At 43.1% G+C, this 23,636-nt stretch carries 25 protein-coding genes and 1 tRNA gene; 9 read left to right on the top strand and 17 right to left on the bottom strand.

What is annotated here, in order from left to right:
* Positions 1-2 precede the first annotated feature (2 nt).
* The 8 genes from fmt to WHS38_07080 form a co-directional block, all read right to left on the bottom strand.
* Positions 3-959 (bottom strand): methionyl-tRNA formyltransferase, encoded by a 957-nt coding sequence (gene fmt, locus WHS38_07115; protein MEJ5300741.1) that lies wholly within the window; start codon positions 957-959, stop codon positions 3-5.
* Positions 946-1,464 carry a peptide deformylase gene (gene def, locus WHS38_07110; protein MEJ5300740.1) on the bottom strand — a complete coding sequence of 173 codons (519 nt, stop codon included), beginning with the start codon at positions 1,462-1,464 and terminating at the stop codon, positions 946-948. Before def ends, fmt begins: the two co-directional genes overlap by 14 nt.
* 254 nt (positions 1,465-1,718) lie before the next feature.
* Positions 1,719-2,639 carry a sulfite exporter TauE/SafE family protein gene (locus WHS38_07105; protein MEJ5300739.1) on the bottom strand — a complete coding sequence of 307 codons (921 nt, stop codon included), beginning with the start codon at positions 2,637-2,639 and terminating at the stop codon, positions 1,719-1,721.
* Positions 2,640-2,654: 15 nt separating this feature from the next.
* Positions 2,655-3,593 carry an inorganic phosphate transporter gene (locus WHS38_07100; GenBank protein MEJ5300738.1) on the bottom strand — a complete coding sequence of 313 codons (939 nt, stop codon included), beginning with the start codon at positions 3,591-3,593 and terminating at the stop codon, positions 2,655-2,657.
* A gap of 16 nt (positions 3,594-3,609) precedes the next feature.
* Entirely contained in the window at positions 3,610-4,236 is a 627-nt protein-coding gene (locus WHS38_07095) for a TIGR00153 family protein (GenBank protein ID MEJ5300737.1), read from the bottom strand.
* The gene (locus WHS38_07090) at positions 4,229-4,636 is read right to left on the bottom strand and encodes a CBS domain-containing protein (GenBank protein MEJ5300736.1); all 408 of its coding nucleotides are present in this window, start codon (positions 4,634-4,636) and stop codon (positions 4,229-4,231) included. The genes WHS38_07095 and WHS38_07090 overlap by 8 nt, the downstream gene beginning before the upstream one ends.
* Positions 4,637-4,793: 157 nt before the next feature.
* The gene (locus WHS38_07085; protein MEJ5300735.1) at positions 4,794-4,994 is read right to left on the bottom strand and encodes a heavy metal-associated domain-containing protein; all 201 of its coding nucleotides are present in this window, start codon (positions 4,992-4,994) and stop codon (positions 4,794-4,796) included.
* Positions 4,995-5,042: 48 nt separating this feature from the next.
* Positions 5,043-5,918 carry a hydroxymethylglutaryl-CoA lyase gene (locus WHS38_07080; protein MEJ5300734.1) on the bottom strand — a complete coding sequence of 292 codons (876 nt, stop codon included), beginning with the start codon at positions 5,916-5,918 and terminating at the stop codon, positions 5,043-5,045.
* 89 nt (positions 5,919-6,007) lie between these two features.
* Between WHS38_07080 and aroQ the strand changes: the two genes are divergently transcribed.
* From aroQ to WHS38_07065, 3 genes are all read left to right on the top strand, one after another.
* Positions 6,008-6,445, top strand: coding sequence for a type II 3-dehydroquinate dehydratase (gene aroQ, locus WHS38_07075; GenBank protein ID MEJ5300733.1), 438 nt, complete (start codon positions 6,008-6,010; stop codon positions 6,443-6,445).
* Between the two features lie 24 nt (positions 6,446-6,469).
* Positions 6,470-7,756, top strand: a complete 1,287-nt coding sequence (locus WHS38_07070) for an AmpG family muropeptide MFS transporter (protein ID MEJ5300732.1) — start codon at positions 6,470-6,472, stop codon at positions 7,754-7,756.
* A gap of 65 nt (positions 7,757-7,821) precedes the next feature.
* A complete protein-coding gene (locus WHS38_07065) occupies positions 7,822-8,658 on the top strand; it encodes a hypothetical protein (GenBank protein MEJ5300731.1) in 837 nt (278 codons plus the stop codon).
* A gap of 242 nt (positions 8,659-8,900) precedes the next feature.
* Here the strand turns inward: WHS38_07065 and WHS38_07060 are convergent, their stop codons facing one another.
* The 3 genes from WHS38_07060 to WHS38_07050 form a co-directional block, all read right to left on the bottom strand.
* A complete protein-coding gene (locus WHS38_07060) occupies positions 8,901-9,143 on the bottom strand; it encodes a hypothetical protein (GenBank protein MEJ5300730.1) in 243 nt (80 codons plus the stop codon).
* Positions 9,109-10,332, bottom strand: coding sequence for a TRC40/GET3/ArsA family transport-energizing ATPase (locus WHS38_07055; protein ID MEJ5300729.1), 1,224 nt, complete (start codon positions 10,330-10,332; stop codon positions 9,109-9,111). Before WHS38_07055 ends, WHS38_07060 begins: the two co-directional genes overlap by 35 nt.
* Before the next feature lie 162 nt (positions 10,333-10,494).
* Positions 10,495-11,052 carry a shikimate kinase gene (locus tag WHS38_07050; GenBank protein ID MEJ5300728.1) on the bottom strand — a complete coding sequence of 186 codons (558 nt, stop codon included), beginning with the start codon at positions 11,050-11,052 and terminating at the stop codon, positions 10,495-10,497.
* An 88-nt stretch (positions 11,053-11,140) separates the two neighbouring features.
* Between WHS38_07050 and WHS38_07045 the strand changes: the two genes are divergently transcribed.
* From WHS38_07045 to WHS38_07020, 6 genes are all read left to right on the top strand, one after another.
* Positions 11,141-11,223, top strand: a tRNA-Leu gene (locus WHS38_07045).
* Between the two features lie 121 nt (positions 11,224-11,344).
* A complete protein-coding gene (gene tig / locus WHS38_07040; GenBank protein MEJ5300727.1) occupies positions 11,345-12,691 on the top strand; it encodes a trigger factor in 1,347 nt (448 codons plus the stop codon).
* Positions 12,692-12,696: 5 nt separating this feature from the next.
* The gene (gene clpP / locus WHS38_07035) at positions 12,697-13,317 is read left to right on the top strand and encodes an ATP-dependent Clp endopeptidase proteolytic subunit ClpP (protein MEJ5300726.1); all 621 of its coding nucleotides are present in this window, start codon (positions 12,697-12,699) and stop codon (positions 13,315-13,317) included.
* A gap of 281 nt (positions 13,318-13,598) precedes the next feature.
* A complete protein-coding gene (clpX, locus tag WHS38_07030; GenBank protein MEJ5300725.1) occupies positions 13,599-14,858 on the top strand; it encodes an ATP-dependent Clp protease ATP-binding subunit ClpX in 1,260 nt (419 codons plus the stop codon).
* A gap of 22 nt (positions 14,859-14,880) precedes the next feature.
* Positions 14,881-17,340: an endopeptidase La gene (gene lon, locus WHS38_07025; GenBank protein ID MEJ5300724.1), complete on the top strand. Its 2,460-nt coding sequence runs from the start codon at positions 14,881-14,883 to the stop codon at positions 17,338-17,340.
* 63 nt (positions 17,341-17,403) lie between these two features.
* Complete coding sequence (locus WHS38_07020; GenBank protein ID MEJ5300723.1) at positions 17,404-18,453, top strand: GDP-mannose 4,6-dehydratase; 1,050 nt, start codon at positions 17,404-17,406, stop codon at positions 18,451-18,453.
* Here the strand turns inward: WHS38_07020 and WHS38_07015 are convergent.
* The 6 genes from WHS38_07015 to WHS38_06990 are packed head-to-tail and all read right to left on the bottom strand — an operon-like array spanning position 18,382 to position 23,635.
* A complete protein-coding gene (locus WHS38_07015) occupies positions 18,382-18,984 on the bottom strand; it encodes a hypothetical protein (protein MEJ5300722.1) in 603 nt (200 codons plus the stop codon). The genes WHS38_07020 and WHS38_07015 overlap by 72 nt on opposite strands.
* Positions 18,985-18,996: 12 nt before the next feature.
* A complete protein-coding gene (gene tsaB, locus WHS38_07010) occupies positions 18,997-19,701 on the bottom strand; it encodes a tRNA (adenosine(37)-N6)-threonylcarbamoyltransferase complex dimerization subunit type 1 TsaB (GenBank protein ID MEJ5300721.1) in 705 nt (234 codons plus the stop codon).
* Positions 19,698-20,810: an RIP metalloprotease RseP gene (gene rseP, locus WHS38_07005; GenBank protein MEJ5300720.1), complete on the bottom strand. Its 1,113-nt coding sequence runs from the start codon at positions 20,808-20,810 to the stop codon at positions 19,698-19,700. Before rseP ends, tsaB begins: the two co-directional genes overlap by 4 nt.
* 52 nt (positions 20,811-20,862) lie before the next feature.
* Complete coding sequence (locus WHS38_07000) at positions 20,863-22,074, bottom strand: 1-deoxy-D-xylulose-5-phosphate reductoisomerase (protein MEJ5300719.1); 1,212 nt, start codon at positions 22,072-22,074, stop codon at positions 20,863-20,865.
* Complete coding sequence (locus tag WHS38_06995; protein ID MEJ5300718.1) at positions 22,068-22,883, bottom strand: CDP-archaeol synthase; 816 nt, start codon at positions 22,881-22,883, stop codon at positions 22,068-22,070. The genes WHS38_07000 and WHS38_06995 overlap by 7 nt, the downstream gene beginning before the upstream one ends.
* Before the next feature lie 5 nt (positions 22,884-22,888).
* The gene (locus tag WHS38_06990) at positions 22,889-23,635 is read right to left on the bottom strand and encodes an isoprenyl transferase (protein MEJ5300717.1); all 747 of its coding nucleotides are present in this window, start codon (positions 23,633-23,635) and stop codon (positions 22,889-22,891) included.
* Position 23,636 lies beyond the last annotated feature (1 nt).

Genomic DNA, 23,636 nt, shown 5'->3' with positions numbered 1-23,636 from the left:
GATTATTCACCCAGTTTAGAACCGACAATATCAGGCACACCTTTTACAAATTCCTTAGCAGGAAGGCGTTTTTTCCCCTCAATCTGTAACTCCCCCATCACCACTATATCACCATCGCCCGTGCAGACAAGAAGCCCTTCTTCGTTAAAACCTACCACTTCTCCTGGCACTGCCTTTGGAAACTTCATCGAAGCTATCTTTGCACTAAAACATTTAATCCGCCTTCCTTTGAAGATTGTATATGCTCCAGGTGTAGGATCGAAGGCCCTGCAAACATTGACAATATTTTGCCCAGGCTGCTCCCAATAAATTTTGGTTTCCTCTTTTTGGATAGCGGGAGCAAAGGTAGCTTCATCGTGATTCTGAGGTTGTGGGGTTATCTCTTTTCCTAGCCATTTATCAAGAGTTTCCACGAGAAGGCTTGCTCCCTCGCAGGCAAGTCTTTCTGATAATTCTCCTGCGGTTTCGAAAGGCTTAACAGGGATAGACCTGGACGCCAAAATAGGCCCTGAATCGAGTCCTTCATCTATAAGCATAATGGTAACACCCGTTATGTTTTCACCGGCGAGAACAGCTCGCTGAATAGGCGCAGGACCTCGATATTTCGGTAGAAGCGAAGGATGAACATTCAACGCTCCAAACGGCACAGCTTGAAAAAGTTCCGGTGGAATAAGTTTTCCGTAAGCTACGACTACCAAAACATCAGGCTTACAGTCGAGAATAGCGCTAATCGTTTCCGAGTTTTTTAGCTTTTCTGGTTGAAAGACTCTGAGACCAAGAGAAAGGGCAAGAGTTTTAACTGGTGGTGGGGTAAGGCGCAGCCCTCTTCCTTTAGGGCGATCGGGAGCGGTGACCACGAGAGGAATATAACATCCCGCCTCAACTAGAGATTCAAGAGTCGGGAGAGCAAATTCCGGAGTGCCAAAGAAAACAACTGAAGGATGCTTATGAAACTGCATGTTCAGATTCCTGACGTTTTTTCCACTTTCTCTTAAAAAGTTCTCTTCCCACAGGACCAAGATGATCTACGAAAAGGCGTCCATCAAGGTGATCTATTTCGTGTTGGAGAGCCACTGCAAGTAACCCTTGAGCGTCTATTTCAACCGTTTTCCCATCCAGATTAAGTCCTCGAACCAGAACTCGCCCGAAGCGAGTTACTTTAGCATAAAACCCCGGCACACTGAGGCATCCTTCTTCATGTCTGATAGATCCGGACGCCTGCACAATTTCAGGATTGACCAGCACAATGAGCCCACTATGCCCATCTCTCTCCTGCAAGTCTAGCACAATAAGCCTTCTGGGAATGCCCACTTGGTTGGCGGCAAGTCCAATGCCGGGGGCAGCATACATCGTTTCTGCCATATCATCAGCAAGCTTTCTTATAGCTCGATCTATCTGATTTATAGGTTGCGCTTTCTCTCGAAGCACCGGGTCTGGATAGGTGCATATGCGAAGAATAGCCATGATATAATCTTCTCCTTTCGAAAAAATCCTTAAAACTTTTGGTGCCACTCACATAAGAAATCAGAAAATCTCATGTGTCGAGTGGCTTCCTACCCTACTGACTATAATACACCTGGAAAAGATATTCAATCCAACTCACTTAAAAACACGACAAAGTTTGGTAAGCTTCTAAAACTATCCCAAGCTGACTACAGAAATAAAACCCCCTCCAGAGAGGGGGAACAAGAACGTGTAATTTGTTCAAGGAAGTGGAACTATTTCGAAGAAAGAGTGCTTACCACCATGGGCGAAACATATCGAATAGCGATGTAAACTATGATTATTCCAAGCACCGCTTTTATCCAGGAAGAAGGAAGATACTTTTGTAGCCAGGCACCGAAATAAGTTCCTAAAAATCCACCAACCCCAAAAAGAGCACCCAACAACCAATCAGGAGACGTCTGGGTGGACGGGGTTGAAAGAGGACCAACAGCATAAATTACAGCACCGAGTATGGAAGTAACCCAGGTAGAACAGAGAGCTGCCCCTGAAACGATATAGACAGGCAGTTCGAGAACCGAAATAAGGTAAGGAGCCATAAGCGCTCCGCCTCCAATCCCATAAGCTCCACCAATTACCCCTACGAAAAGAGCAACAATCATAACTCCAAGGCTTGAAAACTCATATCCGCGATTTTCAAATTCCACATAACTTCTCAAACCAAACATTTCTTTTGATATGCGACCTTTAACCTGGGTTGGTCTAACGCCTCCTTTACGAAATTCTCCCAGAGCACTCCAGATAGTTCTAAGTCCAAGATATAGAAGCACGCAACCAACAAAGAATTTGAAGCGTTTGGGATCTGGAAGATAGACAATTCGCATCCAGTAACCAAAGAAAACCCCGGGGAGAGTTCCTATCATGAGCGAAAGGAAGAGCGTCCAGGAGAATTTTCCATCGCGAATATAGCGATAGACCCCACCAGGAATAGCTACAATGTTGTAAATAAAATTCGTAGCACTTGCCCCGGGCGAAGTGTAATGCAACACACTCACCTGAAAGGGCAGAAGCAAAAAAGCCCCTGATATTCCACCCGTTGCCGTAATAGAAGCGGCTATAAACATCACAAGGGGTGGAACAAAAAGGTAGGTTTCAACGCCTGATGTTGGGAATCGATACCATAAAAAGTCGAACATAATAATCCTCCTGCTTTATAAAAACGAGCGGGACAATAAAAATCCCCAGGTCAAGAAACCGGAAATAATGGGGGTCATAACCCATCCAACGATGATTTTTGCAAAAATACGAAAATTAACGGTGCGAAAGTCTCGAACCACACCGACACCAAGAACTCCTCCAACAATAGCCTGTGAAGACGATACAGGAACTCCAATTTGAGTAAAAACGTGAAGCACTATAGCTTCTGAAAGAACTGCCAGCAGAGCGGAAAAGGGATCCAGAGGCACAATAGATTTTCCCACGGTCATCATAGTTTTCTTGCTGTATGTAAGAACTCCCAGAGCAATACTTAATCCTCCAAACACCACAGCCAGAGTAGGAGAAAGAAGTCCGGAAATTACATACACTCCGGTAACGTTTGCAACGTTGTTAGAACCCAAGGAATAGGCTCCATACGAACCAGTAACAAGTATGCCGATAAAAAAAAGGCGGTTTCTAGCAACCAGAGATTTTATTCTGTCAACCAGCAATGTTCTGAACGGCTTATAAAGAACTACGGAACAAACTATTCCACCAATCGGGGTTAAGACCCAGCATATTACAATCTTGCTGAGGACTGAAAAGTCTGGATTTCCGTGATACATCGCCACGCCCATAAGGGCTCCGACGATTGCTTGAGAAGTTGAAGCGGGAAGAGCAAGGAAAGTAAGCAGGGTCATGGTTAAAGCCGAGGTTAAGAGAGCAACAAAGGCTTCAAAATGAGAAAGACTGGATAAGCTACCAAGGGAATTAAGACATTTTTGTCCTTCGAGAACTGCTCCAAGCATGACAAAAAAAGCCGTGACAAGTATCGCTGTGCGGTAGCGAATTAAGCCGCTAGCAACACCAGTTCCAAATATGTTCGCCGAATCGTTTGCCCCAAGGCTCCATCCCATAAGAAGCCCGCTAGAAAGAAGCCATTCTTTAGCCATAGGAGCTTTCTCCGCTCTAACTTAAACTGAGGTGAAGAAGCGAAAGCACGTCAGCAGCATCTTCCACGAAGTCGCTAATTCTGACGAGAAAGGAAAAAAAATCGGCGATTCCTTTTCCATGCCAAAAGCTTTCAATAGGAATATCAACAAGACGTAGGGATAAATCGTGATACAGATCATCAATTCGTTTTTCGTAAAGTCTTATTGCCAGAATCTTTTCTCTCAAATCATCCCCTACAACGAAAGTATCGAAGGCTATAATAAGCATTTGTATCATTTCGGTGTTCAGAACGGCGATTTGCAAAGCATCATCACGAAGAGACGAAGCAAGTGGAACGAATTCCAGAAGGCGTGCGGCATCCTCAACTAAATCAAGCGTTTCATCAACAATTTCTACAAAACGATAAAGGCTCGGGCGAAGGTAAGGAAGGAATGCCCCTTTGTAAAGCACGGTGAGGATGTCTCTTCGGACGATGTCTCCCTCTCGTTCTATGTCAACAATCTCATCAATAAGATCTCTATTGCCCTCTTTCAAAAAATCCACCAAACACTTGGAAGCTCGCTCCAGGAGTTCCAAATGCTTTCTCATCTCCTGCAGAGCAATTTGCTCGTGCTTTTCTGAAGAAAAGAATTTTTTAAACATTGTTATGATTTGACCTCGCTCGCTCAATCAAAGTCGCATACATAACATCCATCAGCGCCACAACCCCTATAATTTCTTCACCACCACAAACAAAGACTCGAGCAATATTAAGTTCCTTCATTATTTCGAGCACTTTTTCCATGTCCTCATCTTTTGAAATGCAAATCATGGGCTTACAAGCGATATCTCGAATTTTGGTCTTTCTGGGATCTTTACCCTCTCCTAGCACTTTAAAAACTACGTCTCGTGCCGTAATTACTCCTCTCTGATCAGGATCTTCCGGATAAAAAACAGCAAGAGATCGAATTCGCTTGTTCACCATCCGCTCTATTGCATCATAGACGAAGTCGTCAGCACTTATCCATTCGATCTTTTTGGTCATGAATTCCCATACTTTCATATTTCTGTCTCCTTGAGCTAATCCATTGTCGAGAGAGTAAATACATCTTTTCACAAAGTCATTATGACTCTGCAAGTTTTTGTTATCAACAAAAATTTAGATTTTGTTCAGGTAAGTTACAAAAAGATAAAATTCTGCCCCTTCCCTAACTTCTCCCCTAGCCTATTTCATATCCAGCCTTTTTGAGCGTTTGGGCTATGGTTTCAGTATCTAGGGGTTTTTCAGTTTCTATCCTTGCTTCGCCTTTTTCGAGACTTACTTCAACTCTTTTTACGCCTTCTAAAACTTGAAGAGCTTTTGTTACAGCCTTTACACAATGCTGGCAGGACATGCCCTTTACTTTAAAAATTTGTTCCATTTTCCTATCCCCCTTCTCGTGATCATCTACGTGAATTTACGTGAATATCTAAGACAACACAGAACAAACCCTTTTAAGTTTATAAATAAGCTTTTCCCTGACACGATCGAGTCCACCCTTATCAATGCCAGTCTCAAAGCCCATCTGATGAGCCACTTCAACGAGAGATTCCAGAGCCACGTTTGGATGAGCATTAGGAATAAAAGGACATCCTCCCGTTCCCCCAAGGGTAGCGTCAAAATGGCGGACTCCAGCTTTTATCCCTGCCACAACATTAGAAATACCTTTTCCGTCTGTATCATGCAGATGGAGAAAAAGCGGCGTAGAAGAAATCATTTCCTTAATTTTAGCCACTCTATCCATAACCAGTTCAGGAAAAGCCATACCGGTTGTGTCGGCAAGAGAAACTTCGTGAGCGCCCCCGTCTAACCCTTGCATAACAAGATCCACGACAACTTTTTCAGATATGGCGCCTTCATATTGACAGCCAAAGGCACATTGGATGCTTACCTTTATATAAGCCTTAGCCTTTCTCGCCAGACGAAGCATGTTATCGAACTCATCTATGGTATCGGAAAATCCCATACCGACATTTTTCAACCCGTGAGAATGGCTCGCCGAAATGGAAATTTCCACATTGGAACAGCCAGCCTTCAGTGCTCTTTCCAACCCCTTAGTGTTCAAAATAAGGGCAAAAAAGGATATATCAGTAAAAGCCTGAACCCTAGAAATTAGCTCTTCTGCATCAGCCATCTGGGGAACTTTTTTAGGATTTACAAAAGATGTAATTTGAAAACGCTTCAACCCACAGGAAATCATCTCTTTTATAAGATCAAGCTTCTCATCGGTAGAAAGAATAGTATTTTCTCTTTGTATTCCATCCCTGAGAGTTTGATCTTCCAGAACCAATTTTTCGATGTTCATTTTGCTCTTTCCATCTTTAAGCCTTCTTCGATAAATTAAAGCCCTACTCAGGCAACGGGAAAATAGTTTAGCTTATAAGGAGTCACCTAATGAAGAAAAAAATTCTCGTCCTTCATGGAGTAAACCTAAACATGCTTGGAATGCGTAGATCAGATCACTATGGAAGTTGGACTTTGGAAGAAATTAACAAAGCTCTGCAAGAATTAGGGAAGGAACTGGATGTTGAAGTAGAATGCTTTCAGACAAATAGTGAAGGTGAAATGGTTGAGAAAATTCATCGTGCCTATCTGGAAGAATACGCAGCCGTAGTGATAAACCCAGGAGCCTGGACTCATTATAGCTACGCCATAAGAGATGCTCTCGAGATTTTAAATGTTCCCATTGTGGAGGTTCACATGTCCAACATTCATGCCAGGGAGGATTTTAGACACCGATCCGTCATTGCCCCTGTAGCTTCAGGACAGATCAGCGGTTTTGGAATTCATAGCTATCTCCTGGGATTAAGGGCAGCGGTCGAACTTATATAAATATTGGGATTAGCGGAAACATTCGTGAATAAATGGAGCGTCTATCTTCGCTACAACGTAATTATCATGACTGCTTTGGGGTTTTCTTCCGGCCTTCCCCTACCTCTTACCAGCTCTACCCTTCAAGCTTGGCTCTTTTCTGAAGGTGTTGATTTAAAGACGATCGGCTTTTTTTCTCTAGTTGGGCTTCCTTACAGTATTAAGATATTCTGGGCTCCTCTTGTTGATTACTACGTAATTCCTTTTCTGGGAAGAAGGCGAGGCTGGATTTTTTCGACTCAGGGGGGATTAACCGCACTTGTGTTTGCTCTAGGAATTCTGGCGTGGTTGAGCGAACAAAAGGGAACTCTATTTCACATTGAACCTAGACTTCTTACATCAGTGGGCATTGTAACTCTTGCTATTGCTTTTCTGAGCGCCACGCAAGACATCGCAATAGATGCATATAGAGCAGACATACTTTCTCCAGAGGAACGCGGAGCCGGCGCAGCAACAACAGTTTTAGGATACCGACTTGCCATGATGACGTCTGGAGCCTTCGCACTTGTTCTTTCTGATCATGTTCCATGGAGTATAGTATTTGTAGTTCTTGGGCTTATAATGATTTTATGCATGGTTGCCACAGCATTTTCAAAGGAGCCTGGAGCGCCTTCTAGATTGCCAAAGAGTCTAGGGGAAGCCGTGATATTCCCGCTTCGGAGCTACTTCACAAGGCGGAATGCATTGCTGATTCTTTTTTTTATTATCTTTTTCAAACTCGGTGATGTATTGGCTGGAGCCATGAGCACACCTTTTCTGCTGGATCTCGGTTTTTCCCGTTCAGATGTAGGGCTTGTCAACAAAGCTTTCGGGCTTGGAAGCACCATTGTGGGAAGTCTTGTAGGAGGGGCTGTGGTAGCAAGGATAGGGCTTAATAAGTCTCTATGGATTTTCGCCTTTTTTCAATCTATATCTAATTTAGTTTTTGTATGTCTTGCAATGGCAGGAAAGGTTTATTATCTGCTGGTTATCGCTGTTGGAGTAGAAAATTTCACCGGTGGGATGGGAACAGCTGGTTTCGTGGCTTTTCTAATGAGCCTTTGCGACAAGGAGCATTCAGCAACACAGTACGCTTTCTTTTCAAGTCTAATGGCAGTTACAAGAGTGGTAGCGAGCGTTCCAACTGGCTTGATAGCTGCTAAAGTTGGCTGGACAATGTACTATGTTCTAACCATCGTGGGATCCGTTCCCGGCTTGATCCTCTTATCAATCTGTGTTCCCTGGAATTCGGTGAAATTAGAATCTAAAACACAAGAATATAGAATATCTTGAATTCTGCCAAAACCCGGGATATTCTTCTGCTGGAGAAGTATCATATAGGCGAGCCATACTAAAATATGCGCTACGAAAACATCCATAGCAAGCTAAAAGCAGTTTTTCCCCCGGAACAAGCCACGGTGCTGGCACAGGTGATTCACGAAGCTTATACCGACCTGGTAAAAACCAGCGATTTCAATGAACTAAAAGAAATTGTGCGAGATTTAGGGTTGAAAATAGGGGAGCTTGCCGAAGCTCAAAGACGCACTGAACAGAAAATGGAGGAACTTGCCGAAGCTCAAAGAGAAACCCAAAAGGAAGTTGGAAGACTTGACCGAGCACTCCAGGAACTTGCCGAAGCTCAAAGACGCACTGAACAGAAAGTGGAGGAACTTGCTGAAGCTCAAAGAGAAACCCAAAAGGAAGTTGGAAGACTTAACCGAGCACTTCAGGAACTTGCCGAAGCTCAAAGACGCACCGAAGAAGAACTTCAAAAGCTTACTTCCGAACACGCTGAAACTAGACGTCAACTAGGAGGGCTTACAGCCACAGTTGGTTATCGTTTGGAAGATGAAGCATTTAAAGCTCTACCTAAGCTTCTCGAGCAAGATTATGGATTAACTGTAAGGGGCAGATTAAAAAGAAAGTTCGTTAAAGATCAGCAGGGCCAATACATCGAAGTAAACATCATTGGTGAAGCGGAAAAGGACGGTCAGTTACTGACTATTATTGGCGAGAGCAAAAGTCAGTTATCAAGGAAGGACATAGATAATTTCATAAGAAAGAAACTTAAAATACTCGAAAAAGTTTTTGCTAACGTCTTCCCTGTGCTTGTAACCTATATGGTAAGCCAGCCCAACGCCGAAGATTATGCCAAGGAAAAAGGTATTGCCCTTTATTACTCCTATGATTTTTGAAGTAAACCTTCTCCAACAAAGACCTTACAACTAACTACGGTTGGTATGTATAAACCCATCTAGCTTTTTATGTCTAGCAGCGCCTTTCTATCCACTGCGGGCATAAGATCAATACACCATTGTGAAAATAGCCTGGTAGGGGCATGGCATGCCATGCCCCTCTGATATAGCATCCGCAAACACTATAACCGCCATTTTTTCGGACATTCTCGACCTCAAAAAATCCGGACTGTTTATGTAGACTATTCAATCTCCACTCGCTCTGCTCGTTTAGTAGAAGCGTTAATTCTATCCTCTAAGTCTTTGATTCTACCATCAATAAGCGATCTCACCGCCTTGAGAAACTCTATCTTCGAATTGTAAATGTGTTTCTTAAACTCGCTAGTTATTCCCAGACTTTTCTCAACAAACGAAAAGAACTGTCCCACAGGACAGGCATAAATTCCCTCCTTACATGAAACCTTCCTCTCTTCCCGTTGCTCCATTTTTTTGACCTCCTATTAAAACTTCAAGTCGCCCGTTGTTAAACCTTGCCCTGATCTCTCCACCTGCTCCAAGTGAAGACCTGGGTAAAGGAATATTTCTTCTGCATGCGCCCAGTCTGACAACCAGTTCATCTCCAACTCTGTAAACCTCAACATCGTTTTTATTAGCAAAGGGTATGTTAATTCTAACCACTGTATAATCGCCATCCTTGGAAAACTCAAAAGGAATTCCGTAGTAAAAAACACTTAAAGGGTTGCGATCACCGTAAAGCACTTCTCCCAGGCTTTCAAGACTTCTTATACCCACTATCTCACCATCAAAAAGGTCGACAGTAAGTATAGGAATCGGATCAAAATATTCTTTTGCCTTGGCAGCATAGCGGGCGTGAATCTCCTTCCAGTGGGTAAAATAACTATCAGTAACCGAGGGAGGAATGAGCCTGTTCAAAATAATCGCATCCACGTTAACTTTATACAAAGCAAAATACATGAAAGCTCTGAGAGTTTCCTTGAGAACGATCTTTTCGGGATTAGTGACAAGTCGAACGCTGGTTATTTGCGGATCAGTAAGAATTTCCGCCGATCCATGAAGTTTGCTAAACAACCGCTCAACGCCATTGAAATACGATTCTTCCGGCATCGGCACATCCGAAACATGCTTCACAATAGGTCTTACAATTCGTGCAATACTTCTTTCAAGTTTAAAGATTTTTTTAATATACCACTCTAATGCGGTAGGAATACTTATAAACCGAAGTGATTCACCTGTAGGTGCACAATCCAAGATTACTGCATCGAAACTTTTATTTTTAACATAAGCATTCATCCAGAGAAGGGCACTCACTTCTTCCATACCAGGAAGAATGGCAAGTTCTTCTGCAAGAACATCATGAAACCCTGCTGTGTTCAGAAGAAGAGAAAGATAGTCGTGCACTTCTTTCCAGTTCCTTTGCAGCTCACGGTGCATGTCAAGTTCTTGGATATAGAGATTATCTGTAACCTTAACAGGTTTTCCGTCAGCCATGTCGAAAAGAGATCGGTCTAGGTCGAAAATATCGGAGAGGTTATGAGCAATATCAAGCGAGAGGATAAGAGTTCGATAACCAAGCCTTGCTGCTCTAAGAGCAGTCGCAGCCGCCATGCTGGTTTTCCCTACTCCTCCCTTCCCAACAAACATGAGCACTCTCACTGCATTTTCACCTCCTCGTTAAAAACCCCAAAACCTTGCCAAACTGGTTACCACAATCTATATCACGTCTAACTAATTACTTAAAAATTACAGACGCCATCTGCCCAGTATTTCAAAATTTATTTTGCGTAGGAACGAACTAAAACGCATATATTTTCAAATTCAAAATGAAAATGCCTTAATAATCTCTTCGCTAACCATCTCAGGATTCTTTCCATTAACATCCACTGAAACGTGAGCGACTTCTCGGTAAAGAGGCTCACGAACCAAGAGAACGTGAACTATCTCGTTAAAAAGCCCAAGCTCGGTAAGGGATGGTCTATATTTAAACGACTTTTCGTCCTTTTTAAGCCTGTTCAATATCTCTTCCGAAGAGCATTTAAGCCAAACAACAAAGAAGTTCTTTTTAAGAAGTTCTCTATTTTCCGCTCTTTCTACCACTCCCCCACCAGTGGCTAAAACTACCTGTTTTTCTACAGCAAGATCTTTTAAGAGTCTCATCTCTTCATCTCTAAAGGAATTCCACCCGTAAAGACTTACCCAATCACTGATTGTCATACCAAAACGTTTTACAAGCAGTTCGTCCATATCTAAAAAGTTCCATCCCAGCCGATGGGCCAATATCTTCCCAACTGTGGTTTTTCCTGTTGCTCTGTAACCTACCAAAGCAAGTGAATAGAAAAACTCGAACTTGCCAGATCGAATAATTCGGTATAACATTCAGGCAAACTCCTGATAACGGGTTTTGACTCTTGACAATGATAGCCTGAAAATAATAAGGTTTCAACCGTTTAGGGCGAGGATTTGTGCGAGAGTGGCGAAATTGGCATACGCGCTGGACTTAGGATCCAGTGGGAAACCATGGGGGTTCGAGTCCCCCCTCTCGCACCACGGTTTACTGAAATGGACGAGCGTGAATATTTAGCAATTTGGTGTTCACACAGAAGTCAAATTCTAGAGGGGACGTTATAAAAAAGATTGGAATTATTCACTAGGAAAGGTCATAGAAGAGATGAGGGTACAGGTCAGCGATTGGACGGAGACTCAAAAAAAGGTAACGGTTGAAATTCCCGCTAGTAAGGTGCAACCAGAGATTGAAAAACGATACCGATCTGTGGCACGGAAAGCTCATATTAAGGGTTTCCGACCTGGTAAGGCACCGGTTAGCTTGATCAAAAGCCTTTACGGAAAGGCGATCGAAGGGGAAGTTGCACAGGATCTTATCAATGAAACTTTTCAAGAAGCCGTAGAATCACAGCAGATCAAGCCACTTTCACAGGCTGATTTGGAGGACTTTCATTACACTGAAGACGGTAGCCTTGTATATACGACGGTGGTGGAGGTGGCACCATCCTTTGATGTCACCGGTTACAAGGGAATGGAACTTGAAGCCCCCAAAGAAGTTAGATCAATAGATGAAGCCTTACAGGATCAATTAGAAACTATCAGACACGAACAAGCCGAGTTTGTATCTCTGAAAAATGAAAGCCTTAGAGAAGGTTTGATTGCAATCTGTGATATATTAAGGTTAGATGTACCAAAAGAACAGTCTCAAATAGAGGATTTTCGAGATATAGAAATAGAGATAGGTAACGGAAAGTTCAATCTGAACGTTGAGCGACAAATAATCGGTATGAAGCCGGGAGAAACCTGGATTTTGGAATTCTCTTTCGACGATAATGCTCCCCTTGAAGCATGGCGCAACCAAACAGTAAAGTTGGAAATTCGTCTTAAAGAAGTGCTTGAGAAAAAATTGCCGGACCTGGACGATAATCTCGCAAAGGCTGTGGGTTATTCCTCCTTTGAAGAACTGAAACAGGCTATCCGGGATCGCATAGAAAAAACGCGTGAAGATAACCGTAGATATTTTATGGAAGCTCAGGTGCAGAAAAAGCTTCTGGAACTCCATAATTTTCCACTTCCTGAGAAGGCAATTCAAAGGAAAATTGAAGAACAGTTGTCCAATCTGAGGTTTCAATTTGAGCGTCAGGGCATTCGACTACCCGATGGAGTCTTTCGAACTTCTGAATCCAAGGAAAGGATGAGGCCGGAAGCTGAAATGGCTCTAAAGCTAGATCTTATCCTGGACAAAATTGCCCAAAAGGAAGGAATTAGCCTATCGGAGGAAGAAGAGCAGGAAATTGTTGATTCGATGGTCAAAATGCTCGGAGATGCCGGAGAAAACGTGCGAGAACAAATCCAAAACCATCCTTATTTCGAAAAACTTAAAGAAGCAAGACTCTATGATAAAACCATGAAATGGATTATAGATAATGCTGTAATAGTTGAAAATTCGCAGGGTTCCGCCACAGAAGAAAAAGCTGAAGACAATATTCAAAAGGAGGAAGGAGCAAATTGAAACCTATGGCGTCTCTAATACCAATTGTTATTGAACAAAGCAGCCGAGGCGAGAGAGCTTTTGATATTTATTCCAGGCTTTTGCGGGATAGAATAATTTTTCTAGGAACTCCCATAACCGATGATGTAGCTAACGTTATCATCGCACAGATGCTCTTTCTGGAATCAGAAGACCCGGACAAAGACATATATTTTTACATCAACTCCCCGGGGGGATTGGTAACCGCAGGCTTAGCAATCTACGACACCATGCAATATATAAAGCCTGATGTATCAACTCTGTGCATGGGACAGGCAGCAAGCATGGCAGCAGTGCTACTTGCTGCAGGGGTCAAAGGAAAGCGCTACGCCCTTCCCCATTCCCGAATACTTTTACACCAGCCCATGGGTGGTTTCCAAGGACAGGCAACAGATGTGGAGATTCAAGCACGAGAGATTCTTCGCCTACGAGAAGAATTAAACCGGATACTGATGATTCACACAGGACGGCCACTTGAACAAATAGCAAAAGATACAGAACGTGACTTTTACATGGGCGGAGAACAAGCAAAGGAATACGGTATCATAGACGAAGTCATATACTCCAGAGATCCCAAGAAAAAACCTGCTCCCGATACAAATGTATAACCTTCCACCCAAGAAATTTCCCGCCTTAGATAAATCAAGGAGAGATAGCGGACGGTGTTAACAACCCTATCTCTCCTTTATTTTATTCCTAAAATTCGGGAGATTTGTTAATTGCCAATATCTCTTGCTGGATTTAATCAAGTAAAATGGTTATACTACATTAGCAGCCTTCCCACAGGTGCTTTATGAGAATTAGTGGATGTTTTTAAGGGAGGGCATTAAATTTGAGTAAAAGGGCGTGCGTGACAACACCACGCCAAGTATAGAAGGAGGAATTCGTAATGGCACGAAGAAGAGACGATCGCATGGGAGAGTTAAGATGTTCGTTTTGTGGAAAAAGTCAGGATGAGGTAAAGAAGCTCATCGCAGGACCTGCAGTGTATATCTGCGACGAATGCGTTGAACTCTGTAACGACATCATTGCTGAAGAAAATGAAAAAGAAGAGGCAGAACGAACATCAAAACTTCCTAAGCCAGCTGAAATTAAAGCCTTTCTCGATCAATATGTAATTGGTCAAGAAACAGCCAAAAAGATTCTTTCTGTGGCCGTTTACAACCACTATAAGCGCATTGAAACCAAGATCGACAAACGCAAGGGTGATGTTGAGATTGAAAAAAGCAACATCCTTATGATTGGTCCTACCGGAAGCGGTAAAACTCTACTGGCTCAAACCCTTGCAAAGATGCTAAACGTCCCCTTCACTATAGCCGACGCCACAACGCTTACCGAGGCAGGCTACGTGGGGGAAGACGTAGAAAATATCCTGGTTAACTTAATCCAGGCGGCCGATTACGACATTGAACGGGCCTCCAAGGGCATCGTCTATATCGACGAAATAGATAAAATCGCCAAGAAATCTGACAGCCCGTCAATCACTCGAGACGTTTCAGGTGAAGGTGTGCAACAGGCTCTTCTCAAAATTCTAGAAGGGACAATTTCTAACGTGCCACCAAAGGGGGGACGTAAACATCCCCAGCAGGATTTTATAAAGATAGACACCACCAATATACTCTTCATATGTGGCGGAGCCTTCAATTATCTGGAAAATATCATCCAGGCAAGGATAGGTGTGCGAGGTTTAGGATTTGGAGCACAGGTTACCAGCAAAAAGGAAAGGCGAGTTGGTGAAATTCTCGCTGAAGTCCAGCCAGAAGATTTAATAAAATTTGGCATGATCCCAGAATTCGTGGGGCGTCTTCCAGTTATTGCTACTCTCGATGAACTCACCGAAGACGAGATGGTTCGAATCCTAGTAGAACCGAAAAACGCTCTTGTCAGGCAGTATCAGAAGCTCTTTGAGATGGAAAACGTTAAGTTAAGGTTTACCGAATCTGCTTTAAGAGCCATCTCCAAAGAAGCTCTCAGAAGGAAGTCGGGCGCAAGGGGTCTAAGAGCCATAATGGAAAGCATAATGCTTGATGTCATGTATGAAATTCCATCCATTAGAGGCGTAAAAGAATGCGTTGTGGATGAGGATGTGGTCTTGAGAGCTCAAAAACCCATGCTTATCTTTGAAGGACAAAGCAGAGAAATAGCCTAAGGAATAGAAAGGGGAAATAAATATGTTTAAGTTGATCCGTCCCAAGGGGAGAGACCAAGAACAATCACAAACACTGACTCTGCCTCTTTTACCTTTAAGAGACATTGTCGTTTTTACTTCCGTTCCTATGCCTCTCTTCGTGGGTAGGGATCGATCCATAAGAGCACTAGAAAGGGCTGTCGGGAAGGACAAAAAGATCTTTCTTGCGGCTCAAAAGCAAGCTAAGATCGATGTTCCCAAGGAAGATGACATCTACAGAGTGGGTGTGGTGGCTAATATACTGCAGATCCTTCGCCTTCCCGATGGAACCGTAAAGGTGCTTGTGGAAGGAGAGTATAGAGGCCGGATTGCCAGATACATACCTGATCAAGAATGTTTCATGGTAGAAGTAAAACTTATTGAAGAAGAGGAAATCCCGGAAGATAAAGCCGTTGATGTGGAGGCTCTCTATCGGGGAATTCTTGAAGCTGTTGAAGAATACGCCAAATACAATAAAAAGATAACAAATGATGTAGTGGAGTCCATTAAATCGGTTGACGATCCCTACCGTCTCGTTGAAATGGCAGCTACTTATCTACCCTTCAAGCTTGAATCAAAACAAAGCATCCTGGAGGCTCCAAATCTGCTCAAATGTCTTGAGCTGGTGCTGGGCTACATCCGTGCTGAAATAGAGATTGCGAAGACGGAAGAACGAATCAAAAACCGCATCAAAAAACAGATGGAAAAGACCCAGCGAGAATACTATCTAAATGAGCAGATGAAAGCCATTCAGAAAGAGATGGGGGAAAAGGATGACTTTAGATCGGAACTGGAAGAGCTAGAAAAACGTATCAAAAAGAAACGACTGCCCAAAGAAGCAGCAGCTAAAGTTAGAGCCGAATTCAAAAAACTCAAATTCATGTCACCAATGAGCGCAGAAGCAACAGTGGTGAGGAACTATATTGACTGGATTCTTTCGGTCCCGTGGTTTGAAAAGACCAGAGATAAAGTTGATATCAAGGAAGCGGCCAGGGTGCTTGAGGAAGACCATTTTGGTCTGGAAAAACCGAAAGAGCGTATTCTGGAATATCTCGCTGTTCAGGCTCTGGTAGATAAAATGAAAGGGCCTATTTTGTGCTTTGTGGGACCTCCCGGCGTAGGTAAAACATCTCTTGCTCGATCTATAGCTCGAGCTATGAACAGAAATTTTGTCCGCCTTTCATTGGGAGGCGTTCGTGACGAAGCTGAAATTAGAGGTCACCGTCGGACATACATAGGTGCACTCCCTGGAAAAATCATCCAGAGCATGAAGCGAGCAAAAACCAAAAATCCCGTAATGTGTCTCGATGAAGTAGATAAATTGAGTTCTGATTTTAGAGGCGACCCATCTGCAGCTTTGCTGGAAGTGCTAGACCCAGAACAAAATTACGCTTTCAATGACCATTACCTGGACCTTGATTACGACTTATCCGAGGTCTTTTTCATCACCACGGCCAATATGCTTCACTCTATACCTTTACCACTCCAGGATCGAATGGAAATCATTCGGATTCCAGGCTATACCGAATGGGAAAAACTACAAATAGCTCGTCATTTCCTAATAAAGAAGCAGTGCGCTCAACACGGCATATCCGAGGAGAATGTGGTTTTTTCTGATGATGCAATACTTTTCATCATAAGGCACTACACAAAGGAAGCAGGCGTTAGAAACCTGGAACGCGAGATAGCCTCAATATGCCGAAAAGTTGCTCGACAGGTAGCAGAAAATGGACGATCCGTTAGAGTTGAACTGGATGGAGAACTTATCCAGACATACCTTGGAGTCCCCAGATACCGTTATGGACATGCAGAAGAACAGGATGAAATCGGGTTAGCAATGGGACTCGCCTGGACAGAGTTTGGTGGAGAAATCCTTGGTATCGAAGTTGTAACCATGCCAGGTAAAGGGAAAATAACGATCACCGGAAAGCTTGGCGAAGTTATGCAAGAATCCGCTCACGCTGCAATAAGCTATGTCAGATCCAGATCTAGAGATTTTGGAATTAACCCTGATTTCCACGAAAATCTTGACATTCATATCCACGTTCCAGAAGGAGCCATTCCAAAAGATGGGCCTTCAGCCGGCATAACAATGGCAACTGCTATAGTATCTGCCCTCACTGGCATTCCTGTAAGACATGACGTGGCTATGACGGGTGAAATCACTCTCCGTGGAAGAATCCTTCCTATCGGAGGTCTAAAAGAAAAAATCCTTGCGGCGCATCGCGCAAAAATATCCACCGTTTTGATACCTCAAGAAAACGTGAAGGATCTTAAGGAAATCCCGGATCAGATCCTAAAAGATCTTCATATAGAACCTGTAACCATTATGGAAGAAGTGCTAAAACACGCTCTCGTTGCCCCGGAACAACTCGCCCCCAAGCCAGATTCTTGTGACGAAGAAAAAACTCAAATTTACGAACCAAAGGAAGAACCTAATGTGGTAACTGACAGAATTTGCTAGGTTAAGGGAGTAATCAAAAAGTGAACATCTACTTAGACTAACAAATTCTAGAGAAAAACGGAAATGAATGCTAAACGGTGTATTCTAGTAACAGGAGCAGCAGGCTTCATCGGAAGTCAATTGGTTGAGCGGCTTTGCGAATGTCAATATTTCGTTGTCGGCATTGACAACTTTAATGACTATTACGATCCGCTTATCAAGCGAAAAAACCTTCAAGAGCTTCAATCTGCTTACGGAAGCAATATTAACATCTATGAAGGGGACATAAGGGATCGAGATCTTGTTAGGGATATTATTTCAAGCTATGATCTTGAAGCGATCTTTCATCTTGCAGCTATGCCTGGTGTCAGAACATCTATTGAACAGCCAGAATTATACTTTGATGTCAATTTGAGAGGAACACTCATATTGCTGGATGAAATCGCTAAAATCAGCTCTTCCCGCTCCAGGACAAAACCTCCAAAATTTATCTTTGCAAGCACATCGTCAGTTTATGGAAAAACGACAATTATACCTTTCATCGAAGACGATCCCTGTTCAACTCCTCTTGCCCCCTACCCTGCCTCAAAGCGAAGCTCTGAACTAGTCGGATACACATATTCCCATATTTACGGCATTCCTTTTTTGGCAATAAGGTTTTTTACTGTCTATGGCCCCAGAAACCGCCCCGATATGATGGCTTATAAGCTTATTGAAAGTATATACCAGGGTATGGAAGTTCCCCTTTACAACGCAGGGATGATGTATCGTGACTGGACTTATGTAGAAGACATTACCAAAGGAGTAGCAGCATCGCTTAAGGCTGATTTTTCTTACGAAATAGTAAACCTTGGACGTGGAGAACCCATCTTACTTCTCGATTTCGTCAAAATGGTAGAGGCTATTACAGGAAAAAAAGCTTATTTAAAGCCAACACCAGCTCCTCTGTCGGATATGCCAAAAACTTTCGCAAACACAAAGAAAGCTGCTAGCCTTCTAGGTTATAATCCCGATACTCCATTAGAAAAAGGCATACGAGCATTAATTGAGTGGTATGAAAAGTCAATGAAACCTGTGGGCTCTGAGTATGGAACTGATGTAATGCCTCGCTATGCCAAGGTGGGCGTAAGGTAAATGCGGTGCTTCCAGATAGTACTGACATTCTTCTTTTCCAAACAAGTCGCATACAATTGGACGCCATGGGTATATAGCGCAAAGACTTTTTCCAGTATGACGCCACTCCCATAGGAAAGCACAAAATAGATGATTTCGTCCAAGCCCATCTGTAAAAAACCGTTTCCACCGGTTAGGAAAAAACCACGGTTCGGGGAAATTACCTAGACCTCCAAAGAAAAAGCAGCACTGTCCGCAGTGGTTACAATATCCTCCGGTGGTTTCATCAAGAGAAAAACCTTCGGTGATCTTACCAATAAGCACGGGATGTAACCGTCTATAAATGGTAGCAAAACAGGAAATGCGAGTTTTAATATGATGTTCAATGAAACTTCTCGTCCAGTTAGTAGGTTTTTTATCAAAAACTCCCCTTTTTTCAAGTTCAAGTAGGTTCAGAATCCAAAAAGTCAGAGGAAAAAAAGGGTTAAAGATAAAACGTCTTACAGAAGATTCCCTCAAAATAGGAGTGCACAGCGAAAGGACATCTGACATCTATCATTTCCCCTATGAAGTCCCTCTTTTCAATTCTGCTTCAGATGGTCTGACATAAATAGGAACAAGTTCAAAGGAAGAAGAGGGAGAAACACCAGATACGAGACTTTGCCAGGCAGAAGCCCCTATAAAAGAAGCCTTGACGGAGTTAAAAACTCCAGGTGGATCAATGATAGTGCAATTCAGAAATTGGAGAAAATAATCTTTGTAGATTCTCCATCCATCGCCGCAAAAAAACACCTTTTTTATGCCCTTTTCGGTAATTTCCTGTGCAACGATCCTGGGGGTTGCTACTTTATAAAAACTTTCCCTCCGAAGTCTTCCTGATCCATCTGCTTCATACAAGGCGTAGTAAACTTCTCGTTTACGAGCATCTATCATAGGACATACGTAACCTTGGACAAAACTAAAGAGAGTCGCGAGAGCATCAAGTGAAGAAATACCAATAATAGGCTTATTTAGACTCCACGCCAGAGCTTTTACCGTGGTTATACCAATACGGATACCTGTAAAACTCCCGGGACCAACACCGACGGCAAAAAGATCAATATCTTTGAGAGAAATTCCAGCATCGGAAATTGTTTTGTCTATGGTTTCAAGAAGCCGCCGGTTATGAGTTTCCCTAACTAACACCACTTTCTCTGCGAGGAGATCGCCATTATCAAGCACTGCCACACTTTCCACCCATGTGGAAGTATCCACTGCCAATAGCTTCATTTAGGTTGTCCCCCGGTAAAACCCAAAAATCCCGGAATCCAGGGAAATATTCTTACAATATCGTTGTAGAACACAGCTACCATAAGCACAATAAGCAGGGCAAACCCGATTTTCTGAATGCGTTCTACAACTTTCTCATGGATTCTCCGCCTGATTAAGGCTTCAATCGTGAACAACACTATATAACCTCCGTCCAGAGCAGGGAATGGGAGCAAGTTAATAACAGCAAGGTTAAGACTGAGGAGAGCAATAAAGTTAAGAAAGGGGAAAAGTCCCGCCTGAGCCTGTTGTCCCGCCATTTGAGCGATAAGAATAGGACCACCTATGGTATTAAAAGGCAATATGCCTTGAATAAGCTTTCCAAGAGTCACAAAGAAAAGCCAGGTCACATTTGCAATCTGTTCCACGCTTTTTCCTAATGCTCTGAACGGTCCTATTTTTTCAATGTTAACTCGACCAGATGCCATCACACCAATCATCGGTTTAAGAACCTTTTCTCCGAACAGATTGCTGGTTTCTTGAATTCTAGGTGTAACCTTTACTGCAATAAGCTCATCACCACGCTGAATTATGAACTCGATTGGCTCTTCACCCTCACGCCACGACTGAATTTTATCAGCCACATCGTTCCAGATCTTCACGTCTTTGCCGTTGACTTTAAGTATCAAGTCACCCTTCTGGATTCCACTCTGCTGGGCAGGGGAGCCAGGAGATACTTCTCCAATTTCTGGAAGCAGGTAAGGAACACCAGCAATTGTATAAACCCACCAAAAAAACAAAAAAGCTAAAAGAATGTTAGCTACGGGACCCGCTGCTACTATAGCCATACGCACCCAAACGGGCTTGTGAGCAAAGCTTCGGTGATATTCGGAAGGATGGACTTCTTCAACATTTCCTTCCCCAAGCATCTTTACGTAACCACCAAAAGGAATAGCCGAAATACAATATTCCGTCTCGCCTCGCTTGACAGCAAATAGAACGGGCCCAAAACCTATAGAGAAGCGTTCTACGAGAACTCCTGTCCTCTTTGCCACAATAAAATGCCCAAGTTCGTGAACCAATATTAACAAGCCAATCACTACAATGGCGGAAAAAATTGTTACCATCATTTAAAACCACCCCTTTTAATAAGTAACTTTAACGTCTATTACGTTCATATCACTAAAACTTCCTGGCCACATACGATCTGGCTTCATTTCTTGCCCATGCATCTACTTGCAAAATCGCATCTAGACTTGTAGGCTCGATATTTCCATGAAGCTTTAGATGTTCATTCATGACATGTTCTATCAGTTTGGGAATACCATAAAAACTTATACGACCTTCCAGAAAAGCTTCAACCGCTACTTCATTTGCTGCGTTGAGCACTGCCGGTAAGGTGCCCTTTTGCCTGCAAACATCCTTGGCTAGACCAAGACATGGGAACCTGGTTTCGTCTGGTGGCAAAAAGGTAAGCTTCCCGACCTCAAAAAGATTCAATCTCGGGATCTGAATTGGAAGGCGATCAGGATAGGATAAGGCATAGGCTATTGGGATTCTCATATCCGGAACTGCAAGATGAGCCAAAACCGAGCCATCTATGTATTCAACCATAGAATGCACAATGCTTTCCGGGTGGATATGAATGTCTATACGATCTGGTGGTAGTCTAAAAAGCCAATGAGCTTCAATCAGTTCCAAGCCTTTATTCATGAGAGTTGCCGAATCGACAGTGATTTTTTTACCCATCGACCATTTGGGATGTTTCAAAGCCTGTTGAGGCGTTACATGTTCCAGTTCTTCGCGGCTAAAATGTAGAAAAGGTCCTCCCGATGCAGTAAGAAGAACTCTCCTAACATGAAGTCTTTTGTGCCCTTCCATAGCCTGAAATATAGCGTTATGCTCACTATCCACAGGAAGAAGCCTTACACCAGTTCGATCTACTTCCGACGTCACCAGAGATCCGGCGATTACCAAAGTTTCCTTGTTTGCTAAAGCAATATCCTTGCCAGCACGAATAGCATACATCGTGGGTAGAAGCCCAGCCGCTCCAACAATAGCTGAGACAACTATATGAGCTTCGGGGAGAGATGCAATATCGCAATAGCCATTATCGCTCCACAGAATCTCAGGATGTCGATCATCGGGAAAATCTGCAAGCATATCTCTCAGTTTGCTGGCTTCATGAAAAGACTTTACGCAAACTACCGATGGATTAAACTCCTGTATTTGCTTTAGAAGGAGAGAGAGATTTTCACCAGCAGCTAAACCAATCACTTTGAAACGGTTTGGGAATTGGCGCACCACATCTAAAGTGTTACGCCCTATTGATCCTGTTGATCCCAAAATGACAATATTTTTTACTGCGGGATATTCGTTATCAGATGTTACCATATTAACCACCTGTAAAAATACGCGGCTGGAAAAGCCATAATATAGCTGTCGAGCCTATCAAGAACGCCGCCATGACCCGGTAGTAAGCTCCCCGAATCTTTAACGCCCCAATACCGCTTGAACATCGATTCAATAAGATCTCCAAAAGGAGCAACTATAGTCACAGTTAGAGCGAAGAAAAGTGCCTTAATAGGTGAGTTCTGCCCGGCAATGACTATAGCAGATAAAGTTCCAAGAAAAATACCTACTATAGTTCCTCCTATAAGCCCTTCCACAGTTTTTTTAGGGCTTACTCCAGGACATAGCAAATGCCTTCCCCACTTTCTACCGCAAAAGAAAGCCCCCGCATCACTAGCCACAACTGTAATAATCGTAGAAAAAAGGAGACCTCGCTCAAGCGAATTATCAGGGCGAGTAAACAAAAGAACATAGCTCAAGAAATAACCAGAGTAGATAGCTCCAAGAAGAGTGAAGGCATGACGAACCGGAAGTAAGCGATCAGAAGGGTGTAGAAATAAACAGTGAGCCATCAATCCTAGGAAGGCAAGAAAAAGAACCAGGTGAAGACCTTCGGTTTTGAAGAAAAAAGCCGCAACGGGAAATGAAGATGCCAGGAGCAGTAAAACTGCTTCACTACTTTTATTATTTAAATGTTCTCTGAAAAGCTGGGAAAACTCCTTTGCAGAAAGAAAAGTCGCAATCACAATAGCTATGCACCACATCCAGCGAGTTCCAACGGAAAGCAAAAGAACAACCGGAAAGGCTATGACGAGAGCAGTAATCCATCTGGTTTTTACATCGGAATTCATGTGCTTCACAATACTGATGCGCACCGCTCAAGCTGAACCTGTTCACTGGTTTTACCAAAACGGCGCTCACGTTGTTGGTAACTTTCTATGGCCTTTATAAATTCTTCTTCTCTGAAATCAGGCCAGTAAACATCGGTAACATATATTTCTGAATAGGCGATCTGCCAAAGTAAGAAATTGCTAATACGGTGTTCTCCACTTGTCCTTATAACCAGATCGGGATCGGGAACGTCTTTCGAAAAAAGAAAGGAAGCAAATACATCTAGCGTCAAATCCTCAGGTTTGAGTCTTCCCTGACAAACATCTTCGGCTATTAACCGGGCAGCTCTAACAATCTCGTGTCTTCCGCCGTAATTCAATGCCACGTGAACCTGAAGTTTTGTTCCAGCCGATGTTTCTCGCTCTGCCATCGCGATCGCATCACAAACATCTGTCGGCAATCCATCCTTGTCGCCCCAGTGAACAACACGCACTCCATTTTCTACAAGGCTTGGCAAATCCTTATGGATAAAAGATATAAGAAGTTGCCATAAAGCATTAATTTCGGATTGAGGGCGCGCCCAATTCTCCTTTGAAAAGGCATAGAGAGTAAGATAAGGAATACCCCATTTCAAGCAACAGGATATGGACTGACGAACCGATTCTATTCCCGCCTCATGTCCATAAACTCTGTTTTTCAAACGCTTCTTAGCCCATCGTCCATTGCCATCCATAATGATGGCTACATGACGAGGCATATTAGTAAGGTCCACC

It is taken from the genome of Thermodesulforhabdaceae bacterium, from assembly GCA_037482015.1.
GTDB lineage: Bacteria > Desulfobacterota > Syntrophobacteria > Syntrophobacterales > Thermodesulforhabdaceae > JAOACS01.
The sequence above is the reverse complement of the archived record's forward strand: the minus strand, read 5'-3'. Positions and strand labels throughout refer to the sequence as shown.